26 protein-coding genes and 1 pseudogene are annotated in these 23,920 nt (G+C 68.5%); 22 read left to right on the forward strand and 5 right to left on the reverse strand.

Annotated elements, in window-relative coordinates; all coding sequences use genetic code 11:
* The 20 genes and pseudogenes from HR086_RS26120 to HR086_RS26215 form a co-directional block, all read left to right on the forward strand.
* A pseudogene (locus HR086_RS26120) lies at window positions 1-325 on the forward strand (DUF1800 domain-containing protein); the annotation flags it as partial.
* A gap of 3 nt (window positions 326-328) precedes the next feature.
* A complete protein-coding gene (locus tag HR086_RS26125; protein WP_174466978.1) occupies window positions 329-1,870 on the forward strand; it encodes a DUF1501 domain-containing protein in 1,542 nt (513 codons plus the stop codon).
* 237 nt (window positions 1,871-2,107) lie between these two features.
* Window positions 2,108-2,614 carry a hypothetical protein gene (locus HR086_RS26130; protein ID WP_141640603.1) on the forward strand — a complete coding sequence of 169 codons (507 nt, stop codon included), beginning with the start codon at window positions 2,108-2,110 and terminating at the stop codon, window positions 2,612-2,614.
* Window positions 2,615-2,943: 329 nt separating this feature from the next.
* The gene (locus HR086_RS26135; protein ID WP_246136933.1) at window positions 2,944-4,212 is read left to right on the forward strand and encodes a phage tail sheath C-terminal domain-containing protein; all 1,269 of its coding nucleotides are present in this window, start codon (window positions 2,944-2,946) and stop codon (window positions 4,210-4,212) included.
* A gap of 15 nt (window positions 4,213-4,227) precedes the next feature.
* The gene (locus HR086_RS26140) at window positions 4,228-4,617 is read left to right on the forward strand and encodes a hypothetical protein (RefSeq protein ID WP_141640601.1); all 390 of its coding nucleotides are present in this window, start codon (window positions 4,228-4,230) and stop codon (window positions 4,615-4,617) included.
* A 3-nt stretch (window positions 4,618-4,620) separates the two neighbouring features.
* Window positions 4,621-5,481, forward strand: coding sequence for a hypothetical protein (locus tag HR086_RS26145; protein WP_174466979.1), 861 nt, complete (start codon window positions 4,621-4,623; stop codon window positions 5,479-5,481).
* A gap of 524 nt (window positions 5,482-6,005) precedes the next feature.
* Window positions 6,006-7,055 carry a hypothetical protein gene (locus tag HR086_RS26150; protein WP_174455377.1) on the forward strand — a complete coding sequence of 350 codons (1,050 nt, stop codon included), beginning with the start codon at window positions 6,006-6,008 and terminating at the stop codon, window positions 7,053-7,055.
* Window positions 7,056-7,059: 4 nt separating this feature from the next.
* Window positions 7,060-8,088, forward strand: a complete 1,029-nt coding sequence (locus HR086_RS26155; protein WP_141640598.1) for a hypothetical protein — start codon at window positions 7,060-7,062, stop codon at window positions 8,086-8,088.
* A gap of 1 nt (window position 8,089) precedes the next feature.
* Window positions 8,090-8,974 carry a hypothetical protein gene (locus tag HR086_RS26160; protein WP_141640597.1) on the forward strand — a complete coding sequence of 295 codons (885 nt, stop codon included), beginning with the start codon at window positions 8,090-8,092 and terminating at the stop codon, window positions 8,972-8,974.
* Window positions 8,971-9,525 (forward strand): hypothetical protein, encoded by a 555-nt coding sequence (locus HR086_RS26165; RefSeq protein WP_174462133.1) that lies wholly within the window; start codon window positions 8,971-8,973, stop codon window positions 9,523-9,525. The genes HR086_RS26160 and HR086_RS26165 overlap by 4 nt, the downstream gene beginning before the upstream one ends.
* Window positions 9,522-10,154: a phage baseplate assembly protein V gene (locus tag HR086_RS26170; RefSeq protein WP_141640595.1), complete on the forward strand. Its 633-nt coding sequence runs from the start codon at window positions 9,522-9,524 to the stop codon at window positions 10,152-10,154. Before HR086_RS26165 ends, HR086_RS26170 begins: the two co-directional genes overlap by 4 nt.
* A 2-nt stretch (window positions 10,155-10,156) precedes the next feature.
* Entirely contained in the window at window positions 10,157-10,807 is a 651-nt protein-coding gene (locus HR086_RS26175) for a hypothetical protein (protein ID WP_141640594.1), read from the forward strand.
* Window positions 10,807-11,217 (forward strand): GPW/gp25 family protein, encoded by a 411-nt coding sequence (locus HR086_RS26180; protein ID WP_141640593.1) that lies wholly within the window; start codon window positions 10,807-10,809, stop codon window positions 11,215-11,217. The genes HR086_RS26175 and HR086_RS26180 overlap by 1 nt, the downstream gene beginning before the upstream one ends.
* 48 nt (window positions 11,218-11,265) lie before the next feature.
* Window positions 11,266-11,751, forward strand: coding sequence for a hypothetical protein (locus HR086_RS26185; protein ID WP_141640592.1), 486 nt, complete (start codon window positions 11,266-11,268; stop codon window positions 11,749-11,751).
* On the forward strand, window positions 11,748-13,313 hold the full coding sequence (locus HR086_RS26190) for a baseplate J/gp47 family protein (protein ID WP_141640591.1): 1,566 nt from the start codon (window positions 11,748-11,750) through the stop codon (window positions 13,311-13,313). Before HR086_RS26185 ends, HR086_RS26190 begins: the two co-directional genes overlap by 4 nt.
* Entirely contained in the window at window positions 13,310-14,713 is a 1,404-nt protein-coding gene (locus tag HR086_RS26195; RefSeq protein ID WP_174462132.1) for a hypothetical protein, read from the forward strand. The genes HR086_RS26190 and HR086_RS26195 overlap by 4 nt, the downstream gene beginning before the upstream one ends.
* Window positions 14,710-16,464, forward strand: a complete 1,755-nt coding sequence (locus HR086_RS26200; protein ID WP_174455372.1) for a tail fiber domain-containing protein — start codon at window positions 14,710-14,712, stop codon at window positions 16,462-16,464. Before HR086_RS26195 ends, HR086_RS26200 begins: the two co-directional genes overlap by 4 nt.
* The gene (locus HR086_RS26205; RefSeq protein ID WP_141640590.1) at window positions 16,461-16,673 is read left to right on the forward strand and encodes a hypothetical protein; all 213 of its coding nucleotides are present in this window, start codon (window positions 16,461-16,463) and stop codon (window positions 16,671-16,673) included. Before HR086_RS26200 ends, HR086_RS26205 begins: the two co-directional genes overlap by 4 nt.
* Window positions 16,674-16,700: 27 nt before the next feature.
* Window positions 16,701-18,410 carry a hypothetical protein gene (locus HR086_RS26210; RefSeq protein WP_174466980.1) on the forward strand — a complete coding sequence of 570 codons (1,710 nt, stop codon included), beginning with the start codon at window positions 16,701-16,703 and terminating at the stop codon, window positions 18,408-18,410.
* A 15-nt stretch (window positions 18,411-18,425) separates the two neighbouring features.
* A complete protein-coding gene (locus HR086_RS26215) occupies window positions 18,426-19,193 on the forward strand; it encodes a hypothetical protein (RefSeq protein WP_141640588.1) in 768 nt (255 codons plus the stop codon).
* An 87-nt stretch (window positions 19,194-19,280) separates the two neighbouring features.
* Here HR086_RS26215 and HR086_RS26220 read toward each other — a convergent pair whose 3' ends face one another.
* From HR086_RS26220 to HR086_RS26230, 3 genes are all read right to left on the reverse strand, one after another.
* Window positions 19,281-19,520 carry a hypothetical protein gene (locus HR086_RS26220; protein ID WP_174455369.1) on the reverse strand — a complete coding sequence of 80 codons (240 nt, stop codon included), beginning with the start codon at window positions 19,518-19,520 and terminating at the stop codon, window positions 19,281-19,283.
* A 336-nt stretch (window positions 19,521-19,856) separates the two neighbouring features.
* Window positions 19,857-20,309 (reverse strand): GNAT family N-acetyltransferase, encoded by a 453-nt coding sequence (locus HR086_RS26225; RefSeq protein WP_174462126.1) that lies wholly within the window; start codon window positions 20,307-20,309, stop codon window positions 19,857-19,859.
* Window positions 20,310-20,496: 187 nt separating this feature from the next.
* Window positions 20,497-20,904, reverse strand: a complete 408-nt coding sequence (locus HR086_RS26230) for a DUF1801 domain-containing protein (protein WP_174466981.1) — start codon at window positions 20,902-20,904, stop codon at window positions 20,497-20,499.
* A gap of 119 nt (window positions 20,905-21,023) precedes the next feature.
* On the opposite strand from HR086_RS26230, the gene HR086_RS26235 reads away from it, so the two are divergent.
* On the forward strand, window positions 21,024-21,254 hold the full coding sequence (locus HR086_RS26235; protein ID WP_174466982.1) for a hypothetical protein: 231 nt from the start codon (window positions 21,024-21,026) through the stop codon (window positions 21,252-21,254).
* A 131-nt stretch (window positions 21,255-21,385) separates the two neighbouring features.
* Here the strand turns inward: HR086_RS26235 and HR086_RS26240 are convergent, their stop codons facing one another.
* On the reverse strand, window positions 21,386-21,718 hold the full coding sequence (locus tag HR086_RS26240) for a hypothetical protein (RefSeq protein ID WP_141640583.1): 333 nt from the start codon (window positions 21,716-21,718) through the stop codon (window positions 21,386-21,388).
* Between the two features lie 454 nt (window positions 21,719-22,172).
* Here HR086_RS26240 and HR086_RS26245 point away from each other — a divergent pair, with 454 nt between their 5' ends.
* Window positions 22,173-23,363, forward strand: a complete 1,191-nt coding sequence (locus HR086_RS26245) for a hypothetical protein (protein WP_174466983.1) — start codon at window positions 22,173-22,175, stop codon at window positions 23,361-23,363.
* A gap of 62 nt (window positions 23,364-23,425) precedes the next feature.
* Here the strand turns inward: HR086_RS26245 and HR086_RS26250 are convergent.
* Window positions 23,426-23,920 (reverse strand): MFS transporter (locus tag HR086_RS26250; protein ID WP_174466984.1); only part of this gene is annotated, 495 nt, incomplete at its 5' end.

Here is a 23,920-nt window from a genome sequence, read left to right on the forward strand (position 1 = left end):
GGGAGGAGGAGGTCTGCTCGGTCCCGAGTTCGCCATCCTGGACACGGCCACCGTCACCGCGCGCGCCAATGTGACGCATGACCTGCTCTTCGCGGCGGCCACGGCCAACGCGGGCGTCCTCATCGACCTGGACATCCTCCCCGTCAACTCCAGCGACACCGTGCAATGGCTCAACCGCTACTTCCTGCACGGCACCATGTCTCCGGAGCTGCGGGACATCGTCCTCAATGCCATCTCCCACCCGGATGCCGGCGACACCCTGCGCAGGAAGAAGCTCGCCGTCTACCTCACGTCCCTCGCTCCCGAATTCCAGATCCAGAGGTAGCCCATGAGCTTCTCACGACGACAATTCCTCCGTGGCACCTCGCTGGGCCTGGGATATCTGGCGGTCTCCTCCCCCATGCCCGGCTGGCTCGGGAACGCCGCCGCCGCGACGCTGTCCGGTTACGCCGGCTACCGCGCGACGGTGTGTGTCTTTCTGCTGGGTGGCAATGACACCAACAACGTCCTCGTCCCCCGGGACGCCGGCATCCACGCGCAATATCTCGACGCGCGCTCCACGCTCGGCATCCCCTTGAACGACCTGCGGCCCATCAACCCCGTGGGCCTGGCGCCGGGCGCCTATGGGCTCCATCCCTCGCTGGAGAAGCTCCAGGCGCTGTTCGAGCAGGAGCGCGCGGCCTTCGTCTGCAACGTGGGGCCGCTCACCCTCCCCATGCGCAAGGTCAACTACGAGCTGGGCGATGTGCCCCGCCCCGACAACCTCTTCTCTCACAGCGACCAGCAGGACGCCTGGGCCAGCGGCATCTCCAACCCCTCCACCGTGGACCTGCCCCCAGCGCTCGAGGGCAAGGCCACCGGCTGGGGCGGACGCACCGCCGACCGCCTCCACACGCACAACCCCGGTGACTATCCGGAGGTGACCTCCTTCGGCGGCAAGGCCCTGTACTCCGGCGGCGCCGAGCGACAGCCGATGATGGTGTCCTCCTCCGGCGTGCTCGAGATGAAGGGGACGTCCGACGCGGACTTCAACACCCTCCGCTCGGAGGCGCTCGCGGACATCGTGGCCCTGGACCGTGGCGTCACGCTGGAGGCCTCCTACGGTGGCGTCTTCACCACCGCGCAGACCTTCGCCTCCGCTCGAGCCACCGCGCGCGCCGCCGCGTGGGACGCGCTTCCCAACGAGGCGCGGCTCGACATCGACGGCTACTTCACCCCGCCGCAAGGCACGACGGGCTGGACGCTGCACACGCAGCTCTACCAGGTGATACGCGACCTGGTCGCCGGCGCCGTGCCGTCCACGAGCGGAGGGCTGGGCGTGCGCCGACAGATGTTCTCCGTGGGGCTCGGCGGCTTCGACACCCACGTGGGCCAGGACGCCACGCAGACCGCGCTGCTCCTCCAGGTCGACTTCGCGCTGGACGCCTTCCAGAAGGCGATGACCCGCCTGAAGACCGAGGGCGTCTTCGGCGTGAATCCTCCCCAGTCCACGCTCTTCACCATGAGCGACTTTGGCCGGACCCTGGCTGAGAACTCAGACAAGGGCTCCGACCACGGATGGGGCAGCCACGCCATCGTCCTGGGAGACCGGGTGCAGGGCCGCCGCCTCCACGGCACCTTCCCCAACCTGGACCTGTCCGCCGGCGCCATGAACAACCTGGACTCCGTCGACGCCAAGGGCCGCTGGTTGCCTTCACTCTCCGTGGACCAATACGGCTTTACCCTGGCGTCGTGGTTGGGGCTGGGCGGCGTCGCTGATCGCGACCATGCCTTCCCCAATCTCACCGACTACGTCGCCGCCGCAACCTCCGGGGGCTTCCCCGCCGCCGCGCGCGCCTACCGGATTCCGTTCCTCCTGCCGGACCCCTGAGCGACGGTTCTCAGAGGGGCGCGGGGTCACCTTCCCCTTCATCCACCCCGCGCCCCTCGACCCCCTGCGTCACCTTGAGCCAGGGTCAGCAATGACAACCCGGAAATGGTAGGGCCGAACCGTTGTTTCGTGCCCTACCTGATAAACCCTTGAAACCGGAGTGTTCGCTAACATACTGTGCGCATGCGTTCATGTTTCGCATGAGCGCACTCATTTTCACTTGAGGGGGACATATCCATGGCAGCAGACGCAGCGGCGAACGTTTCCGACGCTTTGGCTACAGTGGACAACATCGCCATCCAGGTCGAACAGGCGCTGTACAAACTGTATCTGGCCGTGAGCGGTACGGGATTCAAGAGCATCACCGACAAGATTTCCGTCATCTGGACGCCGGTACGCAATGTACTGAGCTCGGTGCTCAAACAAGTCGAAGGTCTCATCAAGCCGCTGATGGATCCGCAGGTCGTCACGTCCATCAAGGACGTGCTGGAAGCGGGCCGAGACCTGGTGAACTCCACGCTGGACCTGCTGCCTGACTCCGCGCGGAACCTGGCGCTGACGGGACAGCGCTTCCTGAACATCATCGTCGACTTCGTGGGCGCGGGTGTCGAGCACATCGTCGCCATCGTCGACCTGCTGCTCAACGTGGGCAAGGCCATCATCGGCGAGCTCTCCACGCTGGCGGCCACCACCATCGCCGCGCTGCGCAAGACGGGTGTGCAGATTCCCGCCACCAATCCCTGATTCAACCCCTGTCGTCTGTCGCATCTCCTGGTGTGTCGCGGGCGTCATGGCTCGCCGCCAGGAATTCCAGCGTGTCGTCACGGCCCTGCGCACGCTTTTCTCAAATCAGTGTCTATGAATAGGACCGTCCCCCATCAGGGGTGGGCGCAAGCCCAGGCACGCGGTCCAGGGAACCTGCACCCGGAGCAGGGATTTCCACCCCCTCGCTGGCGAGGGTCGGGGAGCGTATGGCCACAGGTCTCATCATTCCTGGTGTCCAGGTCACGGTCGTCAAGGAAGTGTTGCCCCAACAGCTTGCACCGTCTGGGGTTCTTGGAATCACAGGCTTCTTGGAGTCAGCCAACGGCAAGGTCGTCCGAGCCAGCAGCTGGTCTCGCTTCCTGGAGGTGGCCGGGCGCGCGAGCGCCTACAGCCTCCCGGAGGCGCGCCAGGCGCTGGACAATGGCGTCTCCGAGCTGGTGATTTCCCCCCTGCCCGCCACCGCGGGCACCGCCGCGACGATCGCCGTCGCGGCCGACAACAGCAAATATCCGCCGGGGCACGTCGGCGATAAGTTTGGCGCCACCTTCATCGCGAGAGTCCCAGGCCTGTGGGCCAACGGAATCACGCTGAAGGTCACCTACCGTGACAACATCGACCTGTCGGTGTCGTTCGACCTGGAGGTCACCCACCCCTCCAGCGGCTCGGTGGAGGTGCTGCGCAACGTCAACTCCGCGTCGCTGACCTCGTCGCTGGACACCTCGTCGTTCATCCGCATCGACACGACGAAGGGCGTGGGCTGGCCCACCGCGGGCACGTACACGCTGGCCACGGGCAAGGACGCCACGCCGGACGACTACGCCACGGCGCTGGGCCGACTGAAGGACCAGCCGGACGTGGACCTGGTTCTGGCCGCGGTGCAGGACTTCTCCGACCGGACCAAGCTGACGCGCATCTACGGCGACGTCATCAGCCACTGCAACACGCTGAGCAGCGAGAGCAAGGGCCGCCTCGGCTTCGGACAGGTTCCTCCCGCCGGGACGATGGCGGAGAACACGCAGCTCGCCGCCAACCTGGTCAGCGACCGGTTCGTGCTCGTCGCGCCTCACGGCACGGTGGGCGCGGTCGCCGGCATGGTGGGGAGCCTGGCGCCGCACCAGTCCCCCACGTTCAAGCGCGTCTCCGGACTGAACGAGCTGCTGGTGGGCGTGGAGGACCAGAAGGCGCTGTTGCGTGCCTTCGTCGTCCCCGTCGTCACCGAGCGCGGTCGGGGCACCATCGTCGTGCGTGGCCTGACGACGGACGGAGATCAGATCAACGTCCGCCGCGTGGCGGACCGCGCAGTGCGCACGCTGAAGATGGTGGGCGACCTGTTCATCGGGTTGCTCAACAACGCCGACGGGCGCAGCGCCCTGAAGCAGAAGCTGGTGGAGGCGCTGGTGCAGATGCAGAAGGACGGCGCCATCGTCCCCTCCACCGACGGGAAGGATCCCGCCTTCAAGGTGGAGGTCTATTCCTCGCAGGCGGACTTCGCGCTCGGAATCGTCAGGGTCAACATGGCCGTCAGACCCGTCCGCGCCATCGACTACATCTACGCGACCATCACGGTCCAGGTCTGATGAAGGAACGCACCGATGCCAACGGTATTCTCAGCCAACCGTAGCAGCATCCTCGTCGACGGAGAGGCCGTGGACGGCCTCCAATCCATCGCATTCCGAGTGGTCACCGAGCGCGAGGACATTCGCGCCATCGGGTCCAACGAGCGCGTCGACGTCATCTTCGGCCTGCGCACCGTCATCGGTGAGCTGGTCATCCGCTCCGCGGCCGTGAAGCTGGACACCCTGCTCTCCGAGCGCGGCAAGTTCCAGCTCGTGGCGAACCTCAAGCGCACCGAGGGCACGGACGACACGCGCACCCTGTCCTTCGACGACTGCTTCGTCGAGGGCAAGTCCTTCCAGATGGACGCGCACGGCAGCGCCGCCACGACGTACGCCTTCACGGCGACCCGCATCCGCGAGGAATAGTCCGTGAGGGAGTCGCCCGCCAGCTCACGCACGGAGTCCGGTGCGGCGCCGATCTCCCTGGAGATCGACGGCCGGACCTTCCACCTCCACCCCGGAGTCAGCTCCGGGGCCCTGGAGGTGGAGTGCTCCACGGGCGAACGTCTCGCGCTCCATCCGTGGAGCTTCGAGGCGCACCTGCGGGCGCTCGACCTTCATGCGAGGCTCGATGGCGCGGGACTGGCCTTCGACGCCGACGGTTTCGCCGCCGACGTGCTGCGGAACTCAGGGGTGCCGGAGTCGCTCCACGCGGAGCTGGCACCCCTGGCGTTGTGGTGGGCCTCGGGCGGGGCACAGGAGCCTTCGCCCGGGACGCTTCCACCGGGCTGGGTGCAGGCGGGGGCGGTGCGTGCCCGACTGCGGCCCTGGACGTTCTCCGAGCGCTCCCGCGCGCTCGAAGAGAGCCTGACGTCGCAGCCCGATGGCTCGAGGGAACTCAGCCTGGAGCGCTACCTGCGCTCGATGCTCTCCAGCTCCGTCGTGGAGCACTTTCCCACGGAGCCCCTGGAGAAACTGGATGGGGCCAGCACCGCCGCGCTGCTGGACGCCGTGGTCGCGCTCAACGCGGGGGACGAGCGCGATGAAGACCGCACGATGCGTGCCTCGGGCAAACAAGCCCGGGTCCTCGCGGAAGTGACGTTGAAGCTCTGTCGTGCCCTGGGGTGGACACCTTCCCAGGTCTGGGCAACCCCCGCCGCCGAGGTGGACCGGCTGCTCGCGATGTTGCAGCTCACGGAGCCTGGTGCTCCCGCCCCGGCCCCGACTTCGCGGCCGAGGAGACTCTCCGACTTTCCCGACGCGGTGGTCATTCAGGTGGAGGACGACTGATGCGCACGACGTTCACCACCACCGAGCTCACCGCGCGACTGGCCCGCCCGGCGTTTCGGGCACTCGAAGGTGTCGCCCGACAGATCGGCGTCAAGCTGGCTCCCCATGCTTCGGAGCAAGGCGAGCCTTCACCTGACGAGGCGTCAGCACCGACCTCCGGCAGCGATGCGACCACTGTGCGTCCCGGAGTGGAGGCACCGGCGACGGCTCGGCCCACCGGTCTCCTCTCGTCTTCACGCTCCAGCGGCGAGGTGGATGCAGCTCCGGGTTCTCATGGACAGCGCCCCTCCGGGCCTCTCGTCGCTCGACCTGAGCCCGTCAGCGTCCCTGTCGCCCCTATCGCTCCTCGGTCCGTCGCGCCCTCGCGGCCCGCGGTGACGCCGGTCTCCGCTTCCGAGGTCTCGAGGTCCGTGAGTCGTGCGCCCACGTCCGATGGGGGTCATTCCTCCTCTTCGGCGCACGACCTGCCTTCGTCCGGGAAGCGCGCCGGTGTTCCCCTCGCGAGCGACGCGCGAGTCTCCGAGATGGCTCCCGGCGACGACACGCACGCGGTGAACTCCGGTGCGAGCCACCCGATGAAGTTCGACGCCACCACCCTCCACGCGGGCGCATCGACTTCGTTGCCCTCGGAGTTCTCGGCGGGTCCGTCGAAGCGCTCGGGCATGGGGGACAGGCGCACGGACGAAGCGCCTGTCGCGGCTCGGACTCCGAGCGATGGCGTCGAATCAACAGCCAGCTCGTCCCCCCTGAGTGCCCCTCCGGAGTCGCTCGCCACGAGCAGCGATTCGTCCGAGGGACTCCGCGTCTCCATCAAGGCCACCGAGCCCCGGTCGCCCAAGCGACAGGTCGTGCGACTCATGCGACCGATGCCGCTCCCCGCCGAGACCTCGGCGAGCGAGAGCGTCCCCACGCTCCAGCGCGCCAGTCCCCTGCCCGCACGCGGCGAAGATGCTTCCTCGAACGTGCCGCCCGCGGCTCGCGAAGTGACAGCGGACGCACCTCGCTACGAGGCGAGCACTCCGGTCGGGGTCACCCCGCGTCCCCCCTCCGCACCCGTCGAGGCTCACACGAGCCTCCCGTCCGCGCCGCCCGTCATGCGCGTGCTGTCATCGACTCCCGCCGCGTTCCGGGCGCCAGGGTCAGTCGCGCAGTCCACGCCCGTGGTGCGTCCCGCCGCGCCCGCCGTCTCACGACCCAGGTCCCGCCTCACCTTCCTTCCGCCCACGGAAGCCGCGCCCGTGGCCCCTCCGTCGTCGCCCGAGCCGGAGCGCGCGGTGCCACCGGCCGCGCTGGCCACATCCCAGGTCGTGCGCCAGGTGAGCCAGGGGCTGACGCCCGTCCTGGAGCGAGCCCAGCAAGTCACCCACGAGGCCCTTACCGTCGAGCGCTCCTCGCGTCCCGCCTCGACTCCCGCCGTGGACTCCGGTGCGAACGCGGCGGTTCGCAACACGTTCAACGTGAACGTGCAGTTGGGCACGGAGACGGCGACGGCGGGCATGGACCGGCGCACGCTGGAAGACGCGCTGGTGGACATCCTTCGCGAGACGGCACGCCGTCACGGACTGGAGGTCTGAGCCCATGGCAGGCATCGGATACTCCGTGACGATTGGCTCCCTCCGGGCTTCCAACAAGGCCCGCCAGGGACAGGCCTTCATCCGCTCCATCACCAGCGAGCTGACCATGGACGGCGCGGGCGGCCGGTGCACCGTGGAGCTCGTGCCCTCCGACGCGGCGCTCCCTCCTCCCGGAGAAACCACCACCATCGCCCTGGATGGCGGCGATGGCGCGGTCACCGTCTTCACCGGCCTGGTGCTGGAAGCCCGCGCCGCGCCGGACACGTCCATCGTCATCGGCGGAGATGCCCTGGCGAAGCTCGCGCGGCTCGACGTGTCGGGCGCCTACGAGCAGATGTCCGCGGGCTCCATCGTCCGTGAGCTGGTGAAGAAGGCGGGCGGCACGCCGGGCACCATCGACGACGGCCCGACATTCCCCAGCTACGTGCTGCACCGCGGGCCTCGCGCCCTGCGGCACATCCTCCAGCTCGGAGAGCAGTGCGGCTTCGACGTCTTCACCGACGGCGAGGGGAAGGTGTACTTCACGGCGCCGAAGCAGGGCGGCGCGGACCACACGTTCGCCTACGACGCCCAGGTGCTGCGCACGCAGCTGGGCAAGCCGCTCCCCGCCATCGACGGCTTCGAGGTCTGGGGCGAAGGCGCGGCCAGCTCACAGGGCGAGAAGAAGGCGCACTGGCTGGTGGATGACCTGGCTTCCGTCCACGGCAAGGCCGCGCTGGGCACCAGCGGCAAGGTGCAGGCGGGTTCCACGGGAAAGAGCTCGCGCGAAGTGAAGGACGGCTCGGTCCGCGCGGGCGCCGACGCGTCCGATCAGGCCAAGGCCCGCGTGGGCGCGCTGGCCGCCCGTCCGCTGCACGGCTTCATCGAGGTGCTGGGAGCGCCCGCCGTGAAGCCTGGAGACTTGATCAAGGTGGACGACATCCCGGAGGGCCATCCCGTGGAGGCCCTGCTGTCCGGGAAGGTGCTTCGCGTCCGCTCGGTGCGTCACACCCTGAATGCCCGCACGGGCTTCACCACCCGGATGGAACTCTGACATGCCCGTCCGCATCGGAAAAATCGAGCTCATCGGGCTCACGCAAATCTACACCGAGGACGCGCGCAACCTCGTGCAGCAGCGCGTGCCCGGTCAGTCCGGCTCCGTCTTCCAGGACCTGGGCCGTGAGCCCGTCACCGTCGTCATGGAAGGACTCCTCCTCGGCGAGGACCCGCAAGCGGCGCTGGAGGAGCTGAGACAAGCGCAGATGAAGGCGACGCCGATGTCGTTCGCCTCGGACGCCATCGCCGGAGCGGACCTCACCGACGTCCTCATCGCGGACTTCCAGGTCCGCCAGCTCGCGGGACACCAGAACCGCTTCAGCTTCTTCCTGCGCGTCAAGGAGTACGTCGAGCCCCCCGCCACCCAGGACGCGGGCGTCGGCGCGGTGAACGACGCGGTGGCCGACGACGCGCAGTCCTGGGCCCAGGGCTCCACGGACGCCGCGGGCGTGCTCCAGAACCCCGAGTCGCTGATGGACGCCGTCGACGCGAACCCGGACCTGCTCGGCCACCTGTCTCCGGACGAGCTGGGCTCGGTGGTCAACGGGACGAAGGGCTCGCTGACGGGGAAGAACTTCGGAAGCCTGCTGGGCGCGCTCGGCAAGGTGAACCCCGGCGCCATCATCGGCTTCGTGCAGTCGCTCAGCCAGGCCGGGAGCCTGGGCGAGTTCATCGAGAAGCTCGCCACCGAGGGCATCAACATCCTGGAGCAGATGACCGGGCTGGACCTGGGCGCCGCGCTCGACATCGTCAAGGGCATCGCGGGCGCCGGGGACTTCCTCGCGAAGCTCCAGGCCGTGGGCAAGGAAGCCGGCGCACTGGGCGCGGCCATCGGCGGGTTCGATCCGCTCGGACCCTTCAAGGACCTGGAGAACCTTCCGTGAGCACGACCGCCGATATCGTCGACAGCATCACCCGACTCGTCATCGCCGTGGACAACCTGCTCAAGACGGACACGGTGAACGCCATCGTCAGCCTGGTGCGCAGGTTCGGCATCGGCGCCCCCGTGAAGGTGGGCATCGACGCGCTGGGCAATGCACTGAACCTCATCATCGGGTGGATCGCCAAGCTGGAGCAGGTCGCGGCCATCCCCGAGCTGCTGGAGAAACTGGACCCCGCGCTGGAGGGCCTGAAGGCCATTGGCGACAAGTCCGAGCAGGAGATGCGCGACATGGGCATGGAGGCGCTCGCCCCGCTCGCCGGCGCGGCCCACGCGGCGCACCTGGTCCTGGAGAAGATTCGCGCCGGCGCCGTCGTCATCCTCCAGGGCTATCTGCCCAAGCAGTCCCTGACGTCCCTTCGCGAGTCCGTCATCGGCGTCAAGGCGACGCTCAAGGCGCTCGGTGAGGCGCTGCTCGCCGCGCCGCCGCCCACGACACCCGCTCCCTCACTGGGTGCTGGCAGCATGCCGCTGCTCGCGGGAGGCACGACGTGAGCGACCTGGTCACCATCATCCGCTCCATCATCCGGGACGAGCTGGCGTCGTTGCGCCTGGGCGACCTGGGAGTGGTGACGAGCGCCTTCCCGCACGCGGACGGCGACGCGAACAACCACGAGTGCCACGTGAAGCTGCGCGAGAGCGGCCTGGAGCTGCGCCGCGTCCCCATCGCCACGCCGCACATCGGCATGGTGAGCGCGCCGCACGCCGGAGACCTCGTCGTCATCACCTACCTCAACGGCGACCCCAACCGCCCCGTCATCACCGGACGCCTGTACTCGGACAAGCTCAACCCGCCCATTCACGAAGCGGACGAGTGGCGCGTCGTCTCGCCACCGGGTGGCAAGACGTCCATCGCCATCGACCAGGAGCAGTCGGTGGTCATCACCGCCGGCGAGACGGTGGTGACGGTGAAGCAGGACGACGTCATCACCATCAAGGGCAAGACGGACCTGTCGCTGGAGGTGGAAGGCAACGTGCAGCTCAAGTGCACGGACTGCACGGTGGACGCGTCCGGGAAGATCGACCTGGGCAAGGGAGGCAGTGGCGTCATCACCGAGATGAGCCACAAGTGCTACTTCACCGGCGCTCCGCTCAAGGGCTCCAAGGACGTGAAGGCCAAGTAACCATGCCTGCACCGAGCGGAAGCGAAATAGGCGCCCTGGCGAAGAGCGCGATGCAGTCCGCGAGCCTCCGGGGAGAGAACGCTCCGGACCTGGCCACCGCGCTCGGTGACGCCTGCGGCCAGGCCTTCACGCTCTTCGCCTCCATGGCCATGGTGACGCCGGGAATCCCCGCCGCCGCGCCGCCGCCACCGGGCGCGGGCAGCACCGCGGGGCCCGGGATGATGCTGCCACCGCCGGCAGGGGGCCCCGGCGCGTCGCAGATAGAGCCCATCGCCAAGGGCCTGCTCGCGTCGAACAAGATCAACGGCGAGCAGCGGGACGCGCTGGCGAAGGCGATTGCCCAGACGGTGGAGCAGGCCCTCATCCTCTTCACCGTCCAGGTGATGGTGGCGCCGGGAATCGCCATCGCGGGCTTCGTGACGTCGTCGCCCGGCAGTCTCATGGGCGCCGCTCCCGCGAAGCCGATGCTCCAGCCGATTGCATTGGGCTTCCTCATGGCCGGTGGCATCCGGGGCGAGAACGCGCCGGACCTCGCGGGCGCCATGGCCGAGACGCTGTCCAACGCGCTCACGCAGATGATGACGCGCCTCAAGGTCTCCCCGGGCATTCCCAGCTCGCCCGGGGCGACGGCGGGCCCGGGGAGGTTGCTCTGATGGCGGACGAGCTCAAGACGGACCTGCGCCTGAAGTTCAACGAATCGGGCGGCGTGGACCTGGACTGGTCCACGGACGACGGCGCCACCACGGTGAGCGGCAAGGACAACCTCATCCAGGCCCTGACGATGCGGCTCATCGTCTACCGGGGACACCTGGAGCAGTTGGGCCACCAGCGCTACGGCAGCCGCGTGGCGGACCTCATCGGCGAGCCGTTGGATCGCGCCAATCTGGACCTGCTGCGCCGCTACGTGCGGCAGGCCATCAAGGAAGACCCGCGCGTGGACGAGGTGACGCAGTTGAGCGTCACGGCCCGGGCGGATGTGCCGGGCGCGGTGGATGTGCGAGCCCGCATCAAGGCCATCAGCGGTGAAGCGGTGGAGCTGGGATTGGCGCTCGACCTGGGTTGAGCGCGGCGGCGTGGGCAACGGGTACGGACACGACTTCGGGAGAGCGTGATGAACGGCAAGGAAAAGCAGGGCATGAACGGAGTGCTGACCCTCGAGCTGCTCAACCTGGATGGCTCCCTGATGGAGCGGCGCCGGGTCCCCAACCTCATCACCACCGCGGGCAAGCGGTTGGTGGCGGAGCTGCTGATGGGCCGGGTCAACGGGCTGCCCGTCAAATGGTCCATCGTCGTGGGCACTGGCACCGAGGCGCCAGTGCCCGGGGACACCGTGCTGAAGGGCCCGGCGGCCGAGGCCGAGGACCCCGCGCCCAAGGTGGAGGTCATCGACCCGGGTGACGGCTCCAGCCTGGTGCGCGCCCTCGTGACGGCCACCCTGCCCGCCATCACCGACGCCACGGTGCAGCCGCTCACCGAGGCCGGCATTCAAGTCACCCTGGGGGAGACCACGAAGATCCTCTTCAACCGGGTCCGCTTCGAGGAGGTCAATCGCGGCTCCAACATGGTCATGAAGATGATGTGGGAGATCTCCTTTTGAGCCTCATCCCTCCCGAGACAACCACCTTCAGCGCCATCGTCGAACGGCTGCTGAAGAACATGGGGCCGGGAACGGACCCCAACGCCGGTGGCATGGCGCGAACCCTGGCCGAAGCCTACGCACGGGAGATGGCGACCTTCTACGCCATGATGGAGCTGGCCCACCGCTCCGGCTACCTCGACACGGCGGAAGGCGCCGCGCTGGACAACGTCGTCGCCGTGCTGGGCCTGAAGCGCGCACGCGCAGGTCGCCTCACCGGCGAGGTGGAGCTCAGCCGCGCCGCCCCCGCGCCGGAGGACATCGGCATTCCCGCGGGACGGCAGTTGACGGGCCTGGCGGCGGACGGCAAGCCACTCCCCCTCTTCGAGACGCTCGAGGACGCCACCCTGCGCAAGGGCGACACGCGCGTCCTCATTCCCGTGCAGGAGATCCAGGATGACGCCGGGGCCGCGGCCGAGGCGCCTCCCGTCATCAACCCCTTCCGGCTGACGCTGATGCCCAGGCCCATCCTGGGAATCGAGGCCGTCACCAATCCGGCCCCCCTGCGGCGCGGCTCGGATGATGAGACGGACGAGAACCTCCGCGCGCGCGCTCGCACCGCGCTGCGGGATGGCGAGAAGGGCACGCTGGAGTCCATCGCCGCCGCCGTGCGCCAGCAGGGCGTGCAGCAAGTCACGGTGAGGGAGCCCGCCGACGCGCCTCCGGGCGTCGTCGATGTCCTCGTCGGCGACACCGACTTCGAGTCGGACGTCGAGGGCGTGGTCCGCGTCGAGTCCGCCATCCGGGAGACGAAGGCCGCCGGCATCCATGTCCGGCTCCGCTACGCGAAGACCGTCTTCTTCCAGGTGGACTTCCAGGTGGAGCCCACCAACCCGGAGATGGACGAGGTGACGTTCGACCGGCTCCGCCGGGAGCTCCAGCAGACGCTCGCGCTCCACATGAACGAGCTGCCCGTGGGCGCGCCCGTGAGTCGCCGCAAGCTGGAGGCCCTGCTCTTCGGCAACCCCGCGGTGCGCAGGGTGAACGAGCTGTCCGTGGAGACGTATGTCTGGGGCACCGACCCCGGACCTCCCATCAAGAAGGTCCTCGTGAAGGAGACGGCGGGCCGACTGTATGGCGCCAACCGCGACTGGAAGCTGGAGCCCCTGGAGGCCGCGCGCATCGACCTGGAGCTCAAGCCGCCGCGCATCACCCGCCTGCGCGCGCCGACGTGGCGGCTGGACCTGGTCGTCTCGCTGTCCAGTGGCGAGGCGCGCACGGCCGAGCAGGTGCGCGAGGCGCTGCGAGGCGCCCTGGACGTGTACGCGGCGCGGCTCTCCGAGGACGCACAGATGGGTCGCGAGGCGAAGCTCACCTTCGACTCCCTGCAGCAGAGCCTGAAGACGCAGGCGCGCATTGAAGCGCTGCTGGGCTGCGACGTCACCCTGGAGACCGGAATCACCGCGACGCTCGTCCTGGCGACGAATCCCGCCCATGTCGTGCCCGCCCAGGTCACCCAGCTCCTGGTGCGCGCCGACGTCCGGCTGCAGTTCGGCGGGGCAGAGCTGGTGGGTGTCGGATGAGCGCGGACCAACGCAGACGTCGCATGGTGGGCTACCTGCCGCCCGTTCTGCAGTCCGGAACGAAGCTCAACCTCTTCTTCTCCACGCTCGCCCAGGAGCTGGAGCAGATGGAGGGAGGCCTGACGCGGCTGATGCGTTCCCGCTGGCACGCGCTCGCGCGGGGCTTTCCCGTCGAGGAGTCGCTGGCGAACAAGGCGGACTCGGAGCTGGGGCAGCTCGCCGCGCTCTACAACCTGCTGCCTCGCCGGGGAGAGTCCGCCGACTACCTCCGCCAGCGCGTCGCCACCGTGGTGGAGCTGCACCGCACCGGCATGGCCTCCGCGCGCGCGCTGCTCCGGCTCGTGTCCCTGGTCTACATGGCACGGCAGCCGCCGGTGATTACCTGGGAGGGGAAGCTCGCGGTCGGCCTCTTCTCCGTGCCGCGCACGGATGGCACCTACCGGACCATTCGCGTCGAACTGGAGGACAATCCTCCGACGCCTTCGAGCGCGAGCTTCCGCAACGTGAGCGGGGGCCAGCGGCTGATCGCCACGAACGGAGGGCTCCACGTCGCATCGCCGGCCATCTCCCTCAAGGCGACGGAGAAGGAGATCGCCGTGCCCGTCTTCCGCCACGAGCAGTCCGGGCTGGACCTCATCTTCCTGGGCCGGGTTCCCCTGAACTCCACGCTGACCTTGCGCGACGAGCGAGCCGCCTTCATCGACGGCATTCCCGTGGACCCCGTGAAGAACCCCGTCATCCGGACGCACCCCACCCGCTTCTCCGCCCTGACGGACCCGGGCGTCCTCACGCGCTTCGATGCGCCCGAGTCCCGCTTCTCCGTGTTCGAGGAGGACCAGCACGTCCCCGACCTGGCGCTGGGCGAGAACCACTGGCGCTACGACACGCTGGATCAACAACAGGTCCACTCCTACCTCACGAGCTGGTCCCAGACACGACGGGACGCCGCCGTGGCGTGGGCCCTGCCCGTGCGAGCCACGCCGCGCGCGGACGTGCGCCTCGACTGGACGGAGATAACGCCCGCGACCTGCACGCTGACCATCCCCGTCGACTACATCCCGCCGCACCTTCAGGTGCCCAACGAGGACCAGGTGGTGCCCGGGCTGCCTGGGTTGGTGAAGGAGTTGATGCGCGCGCTGGAGTACGGCCGCTGCGCCGGCGTGCGCACGCGCATCGAGTTCACGCTGCCCCTGCCTCCGGAGGCGCTCGTCGCCAGCGAGGGACCGCTCCGGATGGAGGTCGACACGTCCCTGACCGAGAAGCTGGAGCCGAAGGACGCGCTGACCTCGTTCGGTTCCACCATCGAGTTGCACGAACAGTTCCCAGATCCCCAGGAGAAGCTCGCCTGGGACGGCGTCTTCTCCGCGACCCGCTTCGATACCTCGAGGTTCCAGTCATGAGTGATCCCTTCTACACCGCGAAGTCCGGTGACCCCATCCTGGCGGACACCTGGAACAACATGCAGATCAAGACGCGGGATGAGATCCGCGCCCACACCCACCATGGCTCCGACGACGGCCGGCAACTGGATGGCGAAAGCATCTCCGCCACCGCCGTGTTGAAGGTGAGCCGGGTGGACGCCACCGTGTCGATGTCGGTGGGCGGCGTGGACCTGGCCACCCGACTGACCACCCTGGACACCCAGAAGCTGTCCATCGGCGGTGGCAGCCTCACGGGCCCGCTTTCTGTCGCGACGGCCAACGTAGGCATCGGAGCGGCGGCGGGGACCAAGCGACTGCTCGTCGTGGCGCCGGGCAGTGGCAACCAGAACGCCCCCCTGGAGCTGCGGAGCGGTGGCGATACGGGCTGGGGCATTGGCGCCGTCATCCGGACCACTGGCGGCACGGAGGGCGCGGGGCTGGTGCTGAGAAGCCGCGCCAAGAGCTGGCAGCTCCGCGGTGAGCAGGGCGCCACCGCCACCGGCCTGCAGATCACCGAGGACGGAGGCGACGCGGACACGGGCTCGGGCCTGGGCACGCCGCGCATCCACATCAAGTCCGGCGGCGGCGTGGGCCTCAACACGACGGACCCGCAGGGCGCGCTGGACATCCGCCTCTCGGGGGCCGCCGCCGGGTTCGACAGGTTCGTGGTGAACACGACGACGGACTGGGGCAGCGGCACGGCACAGGTGACCATCGGCGCCGGCGGTGGCGCGGGCCTGATGATCAACAACCCCCACGTCATCTGGCACAAGACGGAGAACCGCGCGTCCATCCGCTACGGCCTGAGCGGCGGCGTCGCCACGGGCCTGTTCTGGGACGTGGGCGCCCGGGTTGGCAACGCATTCTCCTTCACGGTGAATGGCACCCAGACGATGTGGATGGGCGCGGACGGCAGCGTCGGCATCGGCACGGTGACGCCGGGCGCGCGGCTGGACATCCAGGGCGGCGGCCTGCGCGTCAGCGGCGCCATCATGCCCTCCATCGGCAACGCGTCCGGCAACGGCATCCAGTTCCCCGAGGACTCGTGGGGTGGCACCGGAGACGCGGCGTTCATCCGCTACTACCGCGTGCCCAACCCGCTGCCCGGTGAAGAGGAGAACGGCCGTCTGGTCATCGCCTGCACGAACGAGCCGGGCGACTCCATCATCTTCCACCAGGCCGGCGCCGAGCGGCTGACGCTCGTCAATGGGTTCATTGGCATGGGGACGCCCCGCCCGTCCACGCCCTTGCACGTCGTCCAGCAGGCGGCCAACGCGGGCCTGCGCATCCAGGAGAACACGTCCGGCCGCTTCATGGACCTCTGCTACGAGGGCCAGGGCACCTTCCACCTGTTCCACAGCAACGGCAACGGCCAGTGGATGCAGCAGGACGGCATCTGGCGCGGCCCCTCGGACGCGTCGCTGAAGGACAACATCACCTCGCTCCAGGACATCCTCCCGCGCGTGCTGGCGCTCAGGCCCGTGAGCTTCAACTGGAAGAACACCGGTGACCTCAACCTGGGCCTGGTGGCGCAGGAAGTGGAGACCGTCTTCCCGGAGCTCGTCAGCGAGCTGAAGCTCGAATCCGCGGGCGGCAAGGTCATCAAGGGGCTGGCCCACCAGGCCTTCAGCGTGCTCGCCATCGCGGCCCTCAAGGAACTCAAGCAGCAATACGACGAACGATTGGCGGCGCTCGAGCAGCGTCTCCAGAACCAGGAGCTGAAGTCATGATGGATGCCATCGAGAAGCGCCTCGCGGACCTCCGGGCCGAGCACGAAGCAGGTCAGAAGATGATGGCGGAGCTGGAGGCGAAGCGCTCGCATCTGGTGCAGACGATGCTTCGCATCGAGGGCGCCATGCAGGTGCTCCAGGAGCTGCTGCCCGCGAAGGCCGAGGGCGGCACCGCCACCGTGACGGACATCAAGGAAGCCGCTCGCTGATTCCCCGCACGACGTCAGGACTCCGCCATGAGTGATACGCGCGTCGGCGCCACGCTGACCTATACCGGGACGGCCACCCCTCCCACGGCCGCACAGATTCCGGTGGACACCGCCGGTCTCGTCGTCGCCCTGGAAGTGCCGGCGGGCGTGGCGTTGGTGCGCGCGGCACTCACCGTCCGCGCGCCGTCGGATGACGTGACGGTGAACCTGTCGCCCACCGCCACGCTGGCCACCAGCGGGGGGCAGACCGTCCTGGACCCCGCGCAGCCCATCACCTGGCTCAGCCTGGACTGGGGGGCGCGTCGTCCCCTGTCCTCCGTGGACGTGCGGCTGCCGACCTCTCCCACGCAGACGGAGAAGAAGGGACGCCTGAGCGTCGCGGAGGGCGGCGCCTGGTATCCCCCGACGCCGTCGGACACGGTGTCGGTGAACGCCGTGGCGCCAGCGCCACTGCCGGGCATCCTCGCCAGCCGCTTGCTGGTGGAGTTCGTGGAGGCGAGCAGCGCGCCGCCTCCGGTGGGGACTCCGAAGACGCTGGCGGCGACCCAGGTGGCGAGCATCGCCCTGCGCGCGCCCGCGCGGCCTCCCGACCTCACCGCGACCGTGGGCGTAGGCGCGGGCGCGCTGTTCTTCCACCATGCGCTGCCCCTGCTGCCCCGGCAGGAGCTGGTGCTGGAGGATGCGTTGAGCGACGCGCTCCAGCGCGCGTGGCCGGTGGACCTCAAGTCCGGCGCGGTGGCGGTGGCGCTGCGCTCGTCGGGGCTGGGCATGTTCGACCGCGTCCAGCTCGTCATGGACACGCTGGAGGTCATCCAGCGCTGGAGCGACGGCGCGGAGAGCCAGACGCTGGCGGTGAACACGGACAGCAGCGTGTCCGCGCGAGTCACCGTGCCCAGGGACCGCGCGCTCTCCGAGGTGCGGTTCCACGTCCAGCATCAACTGCACGATGAGGACCTTCCCCTCGCGCCGCGCCCGCCCTCGATGCCCGCGCTGTCTCACCACTGCGGCTCCGGGTACTCCGCCGCGCAGGCCTTCCGTGCGACGCGCGCCACGGGCCCGCTCGCGGCCCTGGACCTCCACTTGCGGCCGCTGACCCGGCGCGTGGTGGGAACCCTCGCCTTTCATGCCGACGTGCATGACCGGCCCGATGATGCGCCCCTGGCTGGCGGTTCCATTCCCCTGCTGCTGGAGCAGGAGGGTTCCGCTCCGTGGGCCTCGCGCTGGGTCGCCTTCACTCCTGGCAAGCCGCTCGCGCTCGGAACGGGCCCGTGGTGGGCCGTCCTCACGGTGGACGAAGGAGATGTCCTCTGGAGCCTCACGGACCATGCGGAGACCGCTCCCACGCCGGGCGCGTTGACGCCTGGCACCGCGCTGCATCGCACCGAGGCCATGGGCCCGTGGCTGCCTCGGGAGAATGGCCTTCCGGGAGAGGAAGAGGACGCGGAGGCGCTCTGGGCATGCTCGCGTCCACGCCTGCGTCCACTCACCGCCGTGCCTCCGCTCCCGCCCCGTCTTCAGCTCCGCTGGGGCACGAAGGTGCTCGACGTGACGGCTCGCGAGGACGGTTCCGTCGGGCTGGATGCCAAGGCCCTGGCCACCCTCACACCGCCCGGGGGCACCGGAAGCCCGCCGCCGCTGGAAGTCCTCGTCCAGTCGCGCGTGGCCGGTGACATCACCCTCTCCGGGCTCCAGGTGGTCATCCCCCAGCGGGAGACCTACCCACTCTTCCCGAGGTAGCGAGACCCCCACCCCATGCTCCTCGCCATCGAGTCCTACTTCCACGATGCCCTGCGCCCCGCCGTCCCCGAGACGGTGGAGGTCGCGACCGGCCCCTCACGAGGACCCGCCGCCGACGCGGAGGCGCTCGTCGAGGTCTATGCCTCCCGACTGAAGCTGGCGCTTCCGGAAGGCGACGACCTGGCGGCGCAACGACAGCCGTCCTACTTCGCCCAGGTGCACCGCTGGGCGGGCAACGGGACGACGAAGGACTTCACGCTCCCCGCGAATGCGCGTGGTCAGGTGAGCGAAGTGGAGTCACCGCCCGGGCACCCGCTGCGCAGGGGCGATGACTACACGCTCGAGGACACCACGCTGCGCCTCTATCGCGCGCCCGCCGTGGCCAACGAGGCCGTGGTCGCCTTCCTGCGAGGAGACCGCGCCGACGGCTTCCTGGAGCGGCGCCGGTGTGAGCTGTCGCTGTCCATCCGCGCCTGGGTGAAGGCTCCGGGCAACGCCGCGCCGCTGCTCTCGCGTGCCCTGGCCGCTGCATTGGCCGCCTCGGCGGACATGGGGAACCTTGAGGACGAGGACACGTATCCCGACGAGTCGGGCGTGAGGCTGCGGCTGCTCCAGCCCGCGGCGAGCCTCCTGGACATCCAGCGCGCCATGGAGCCCGTGGGTGAGACGTTCTTCAGCCGTGCTCAGGCGAACTTCATCGTCCGGGGAGAGCTGGAGCAGCTCATCTCACTGGGGACGCCGGAGCTGGAAGGCACCATCCTCGAGGTGCGGCGGGTGACGTAGCCGTCGGAGGCTGGCGCGTGGAGCCACCGCCGTACAACGGCCCGGCCCAGGAAATGCCTGGGCGGGCCGCTCTTGCTCAAGGACCTGCTACTCCGCTTCAACCGCGTCTACCGCGGGGCAGAAGCGAGCCATACAGGCATCCCAATCCGCGACGCATTCATCAGCCGGCCTGTTTTCAAGAAACAGGCAGCGGTTATAGAGGCGGTCGCACACGCCCCCGCACGCAAGAGCCTCAACCGAGGGGTCCTGTTCCGCGTCAACGCCACCACAGCCCGACAGCAAGCCCACGGTCAGCAGCGCCTTGGTGATAAAGGACTTGATCCGCATGTACGCCTCCTCAAGCGCCTTTCTGGATTGAAAGACATTGCAAGAGTAGCACCTCCTCCCAGGGCAACCCGGTGCGAATCGGCTCCACGCCATCAACAACACCTTGCGTCATCGGGTGCTTGTGATTCAGAACCGACCCACCTTCTCGGCATGCTTTCGAAACCACGGGAGCCATCGCTGATTTCGAGGAGGGCGAGCACAGGCCGGCTGCCGACGGACGGGATTCGTCGAGAAGATGCGGCGCCACGTCCACACCTCGCGCCCAGCTGCCCCACCCGTGGTTCTTGTCGTCACGGCACGCGGTGATGCCTCGAAGGGAAATCCAGACGACCTTCGCTACGTCGAACCCAGCCTCATGAGGACTTCGGCGACTCCATCCGGGTGTTCCTGATGCTCATCGGTGATGGTCTGGAAGCCACACTTTTCGAGGACGCGGATCGACGCGGCGTTGTGGAGAGCGACCCACGCATGAAGCGGCCGGGCGGGCACGAGCGCGAGAAACTCAGAGAGGGCCTGGGTGGCGATGCCTTTGCCCCAGTGCTCGCGCCCCACCCAATAGCCGATGAGGCGCTTTCCATCCTGTTCCCAACTGCCGATGTTCCCAACGACCACGCCACCCACAACGATGGTGCGGTTGACGTTTTCAGGGCAGAGAACATTCGTGCGCCAGTGAGTCATGAACGCGTCGCGCTCCCGCGATGGAAACGCGGCCATGCGCAGCGCTTCCGGGTCGCACTGGTGCTCGAAGAAGATGGGAAGGTCCTCATCCGTGACGATGCGGAGAATCATTCTGAAACAGCTCCGTCCAGTCTGCGCCGCGAGGGACGTCGCGAGGCGAATGGTGGACGGATTCTAGCTTTTTCGGGCATGACGAAGCGCGGGAATCTGGACCGGCGAGACGCCCCAGGACCGCAAGGCACGCAGGAGCCCCATGCCGTTCGCCGAGGTCCCGCACGGACTGCGTCTTCACCCTGGGTTATTCCACCTGTCGAATCCACTGACGCACGAGCGACTCGAGCGCCTTGCGCTGGCTCCGCACGGACTCGAGCGTGACGAGACAGCGGTCTTTCGCGAGCCACCGGCAGAGTCCCTCCGGATCGTCGAGCTCGACTCCACTCTTCGCGCTCTGCTTCACCTTCGCGCCGGTGTGGAAGACGAGCTGCACGCGGTCCTCGGAGCGAAGGTGCACGGCCGCGAAGAACTCGGTGGTGCGGAAGCTCGCGGTGTTCCACTTCACCGCCTCGGAGATGGAGGGGTCGACACCGAGGATGAGCTTTCGGACCTGGTCGATGTCCTTGCGCAGCGGGTGCGCTCGCTCGTCGAGGAGCGCGGTGACCTCCTTCGAGCCGTCTTGCGGGGGCGTCACAGCGCGCTTCGCGGCCATGGTCCTGTGTCTCCTCTCCGGCGATTGCGTCCCGGTGTCTACCATGACACGCCCCAACTCAGCAGGAACCGACAGTCCCTGAAGGGACAGGACTCACGAACGGTTCTGGCTTTGAAACCGTGGCTGGCAATGCGGACCACTTCGAGCGAGCACTCGCGGCGAAGCGCGTCAACACTCGCACCGTGATGGCGCTGACGACAGACGTGCGCGCGGGAGAGGCCGCGATGCTGCGCTCGGATGAGACCGCGTATAAAGCAGCGCATGAGCAGACCCTGAAGGCATTGCGTGCGCTCTCGCCGGAGGAACTGCGCGCGGTCGAAAGCATCACCACGTCGATGCAAGTCCGTTGAGCACCCCCGTGAGGGGCGCCGCTCCGCGCTTGTCGTCGACGGTGCCTTCGACGCTTCCCTGCGATTGAAAGACGCATGGGCCGCCCCAGAACTCCGAGGCGGACCCAAGCCCTACGAACCCAACGTCCGCCTCAGGGGCAGTAGGTGCAGTAGAAGAAGCCGGAGTGCGAGGCGTACGGCCCATCCCCCGAGCCTGAACACTCCGTGGTGCAGTCATCGTTCGTATAGCAGGAGGCCACCAGCCCCTCCTCGCTGTAGGGGAGCGAGCTGTACCAGGCGCTGTACCGAGGGCGGTAGAGCTGCACACAGGCCTGGGCGGACACCTCCCCGGCGGTGCCTTCCGTGGGCGCGCCTTCCAGGACAGTCGACGGAACGGGCTGCTCCGAGAGCGGCGGGGACTCCCCGCCACACGCCATCAGGAAGCCCGCGGCCAGCACGGCGAAACCACTCAGGGTGCTCTTCATGGTGACACTCCTTCCAAAGGGAGGCCTGCAGGAGAGCACATTCCCTCGCGGACCTCGGTGCGAGGAAGCGCCCTCCTCCTCGGCCCAAGGCGTCACACCCGTCCGGGGCACCCAGGACCCTGTGGATTCCACGTAGTCATTGGGCGCCGCTCTTCGGAGTGGACCGCGCGGCGAGTCCCCTTCCGCCACTTGCGCCAATCACACGCGCAGTCCGCACGAAACATCCCTTTTCAGAACTCCGAGTAAACCAAGGGAAACAGATGCGACCTTCCAGCGCGCGCTCCGTTCCATCCCTGCGCGGGCGGACTTACTTGCCATTTGAAGGTCATCTCGCTCCATCTCGACCTCTGTCGAAATGAAGTTGCATCAGTATCAACACTACAAGTATTTCCAGGGCCCCCGGGACTTCCCGGCTGGCGGCACGCGTGCGTGCATGACAAGGATTGGTGGAAACATGGCGTCCCGTCTCGGTGATACGTCTGCGAAGGGTTTGCGTTGGGGTGCGGTGTTGCTGGCGGGGCTGGTGGGCTGTGGCCCCACTACGACGAAGGAGCCCGCGACGAACCAGGAGGAAGTGCGCTCCATCGAGGAGCAGTCCAAGGCACTGACGCCTCCCCCGGGCTGTACCGAAATCACGCTGGGAGAGCTGAGCAACGGCGTGGAGCTGACGCCGGTGAGGTACTCGCAGCAGCCGACGTACCGGGGCACGTTCACCAACCCGGCCGCCCCGACCGCCACGAACCTGGCGTACCTCCGGCTGGACGTGAATACCGCGCCCGGGCTGTATGACTTGTCCGTGGGCGGAGGCAACACCTTCACGTGTGATCGCTGCGTGATGGGCTACCAGGACTCCGGTGCGCCGACGGAGAAGTACCTCGTCGCCGACTCCGGGACGATGCTCGTCGCGCTGAAGGTCTCGCCGGACCAGACGATTGGAGCGCTGGCGAACGTGGTGCTCCGCGAGTCCGTGGACGCCGCGCCGCTCAACGCCCCGTACTGGGGCAGCGCCGTGGTGCCGGGCGGCGAGTGCAAGTGGATCCGCTTCGCGACGTGGAACACCGTGCGCCCGGGTGGCTGCGATCCGCGCGAGGGCTCGCTGACGGCGAACCTGCCGGACACCACCTGCGTGCCCACCAACTACGCCGCCAGCGACGGCACGCTGGAGCGCGCGCTGGGCACCAAGACGCACGGCCAGGCGTGCACCACCACCCCGGCGGTGAGCGAGTACGAGCTGGACTCCACGGACTGCGAGCAGGGCTTCACCTGCACGGACCTGCTCTCCGCGAACGCCCAGTGCCTCAAGACGTGCGACTTCATGGCGGCGAACCCGGGCTGCCCCACGGGCACCGTGTGCGGCGTTTACGGCCTGTGCATCGAGCAGTCCGTGCTCCAGCCGCTCGGCTTCGACTTCGACCCCGCGCAGATTGGCGAGCAGTGCAGCGTGGGCTACGCGGAGTTCTGCGGCACCGAGGGCGCGCGCGGCGCGTGTCTGGACCTGGCCCGTACGGGCAAGGGCACCTGCTACGCCTATGAGCGCGCGCGCAGCAACTGCGGCCCGGGCGAGGAGCTGGGCTACATGAACTACGGCCGCTCCGGCGGCGGCTTCGACCGCACCTACGGCTTCTGCTACCACGACGGTCGCTAAGGGAAGTGAGCGGGGGCGTTCGCTGTCCAGGTCCCCTCCAGCCCGGGCCGCGGCGCCTCCGCTCAGCTCACCGCGCGCCCACCGATGCGCGAGCCCGCGTCTTCTGGCAACCGCCTGAACAGCGGACCCGCCAGCGAAGACACCACGCCCACGGCGAGGAACGGCAACAAGAAGCGGTCCGGGGTCAGCGGCAAATCCCCGCTGCCTCGCGCCAGGTGAAGCATGAGCGCGCCCAGGCTGATGCCCACGCTCAGCGCCATCTGCTGCGTCACCACCGCCACCGTGGAAGCCTGACTCATCTTCTCCGGAGGGATGTCCGCGTACGCCACGGCGTTGATGGCGGTGAACTGCAGCGAGCGCACGAAGCCGCTGACCATCAACGTGGCGACGATGAGCGGAATGGGCGTGGAGTTGCGGAAGAACGCCGGGAGCGCCGTCAGCACCGCCGCGGCCAGATTGGAACCGACAAGCGTCGTCCTGAAGCCCAGCCGCCTGATGACCCACGGCGCCACGGGCTTGCAGGACATGGCCCCCAGCCCCGTGCCAATGGTCACCAT

The organism is Myxococcus sp. CA039A (assembly GCF_013336645.1).
GTDB lineage: Bacteria > Myxococcota > Myxococcia > Myxococcales > Myxococcaceae > Myxococcus > Myxococcus llanfairpwllgwyngyllgogerychwyrndrobwllllantysiliogogogochensis.

Bases quoted from the DNA above. Each gene is read 5' to 3' on its own strand.
- HR086_RS26180 (WP_141640593.1), top strand. From the start codon at position 10,807: ATGGCGGACGAGCTCAAGACGGACCTGCGCCTGAAGTTCAACGAATCG.
- HR086_RS26215 (WP_141640588.1), top strand. From the start codon at position 18,426: ATGCTCCTCGCCATCGAGTCCTACTTCCACGATGCCCTGCGCCCCGCC.
- HR086_RS26155 (WP_141640598.1), top strand. From the start codon at position 7,060: ATGGCAGGCATCGGATACTCCGTGACGATTGGCTCCCTCCGGGCTTCC.
- HR086_RS26240 (WP_141640583.1), bottom strand. From the start codon at position 21,718: ATGAAGAGCACCCTGAGTGGTTTCGCCGTGCTGGCCGCGGGCTTCCTG.
- HR086_RS26200 (WP_174455372.1), top strand. From the start codon at position 14,710: ATGAGTGATCCCTTCTACACCGCGAAGTCCGGTGACCCCATCCTGGCG.
- HR086_RS26125 (WP_174466978.1), top strand. From the start codon at position 329: ATGAGCTTCTCACGACGACAATTCCTCCGTGGCACCTCGCTGGGCCTG.
- HR086_RS26130 (WP_141640603.1), top strand. From the start codon at position 2,108: ATGGCAGCAGACGCAGCGGCGAACGTTTCCGACGCTTTGGCTACAGTG.
- HR086_RS26185 (WP_141640592.1), top strand. From the start codon at position 11,266: ATGAACGGCAAGGAAAAGCAGGGCATGAACGGAGTGCTGACCCTCGAG.
- HR086_RS26205 (WP_141640590.1), top strand. From the start codon at position 16,461: ATGATGGATGCCATCGAGAAGCGCCTCGCGGACCTCCGGGCCGAGCAC.
- HR086_RS26245 (WP_174466983.1), top strand. From the start codon at position 22,173: ATGGCGTCCCGTCTCGGTGATACGTCTGCGAAGGGTTTGCGTTGGGGT.
- HR086_RS26140 (WP_141640601.1), top strand. From the start codon at position 4,228: ATGCCAACGGTATTCTCAGCCAACCGTAGCAGCATCCTCGTCGACGGA.
- HR086_RS26220 (WP_174455369.1), bottom strand. From the start codon at position 19,520: ATGCGGATCAAGTCCTTTATCACCAAGGCGCTGCTGACCGTGGGCTTG.
- HR086_RS26195 (WP_174462132.1), top strand. From the start codon at position 13,310: ATGAGCGCGGACCAACGCAGACGTCGCATGGTGGGCTACCTGCCGCCC.
- HR086_RS26175 (WP_141640594.1), top strand. From the start codon at position 10,157: ATGCCTGCACCGAGCGGAAGCGAAATAGGCGCCCTGGCGAAGAGCGCG.
- HR086_RS26150 (WP_174455377.1), top strand. From the start codon at position 6,006: ATGGCTCCCGGCGACGACACGCACGCGGTGAACTCCGGTGCGAGCCAC.
- HR086_RS26230 (WP_174466981.1), bottom strand. From the start codon at position 20,904: ATGGCCGCGAAGCGCGCTGTGACGCCCCCGCAAGACGGCTCGAAGGAG.
- HR086_RS26225 (WP_174462126.1), bottom strand. From the start codon at position 20,309: ATGATTCTCCGCATCGTCACGGATGAGGACCTTCCCATCTTCTTCGAG.
- HR086_RS26160 (WP_141640597.1), top strand. From the start codon at position 8,090: ATGCCCGTCCGCATCGGAAAAATCGAGCTCATCGGGCTCACGCAAATC.
- HR086_RS26210 (WP_174466980.1), top strand. From the start codon at position 16,701: ATGAGTGATACGCGCGTCGGCGCCACGCTGACCTATACCGGGACGGCC.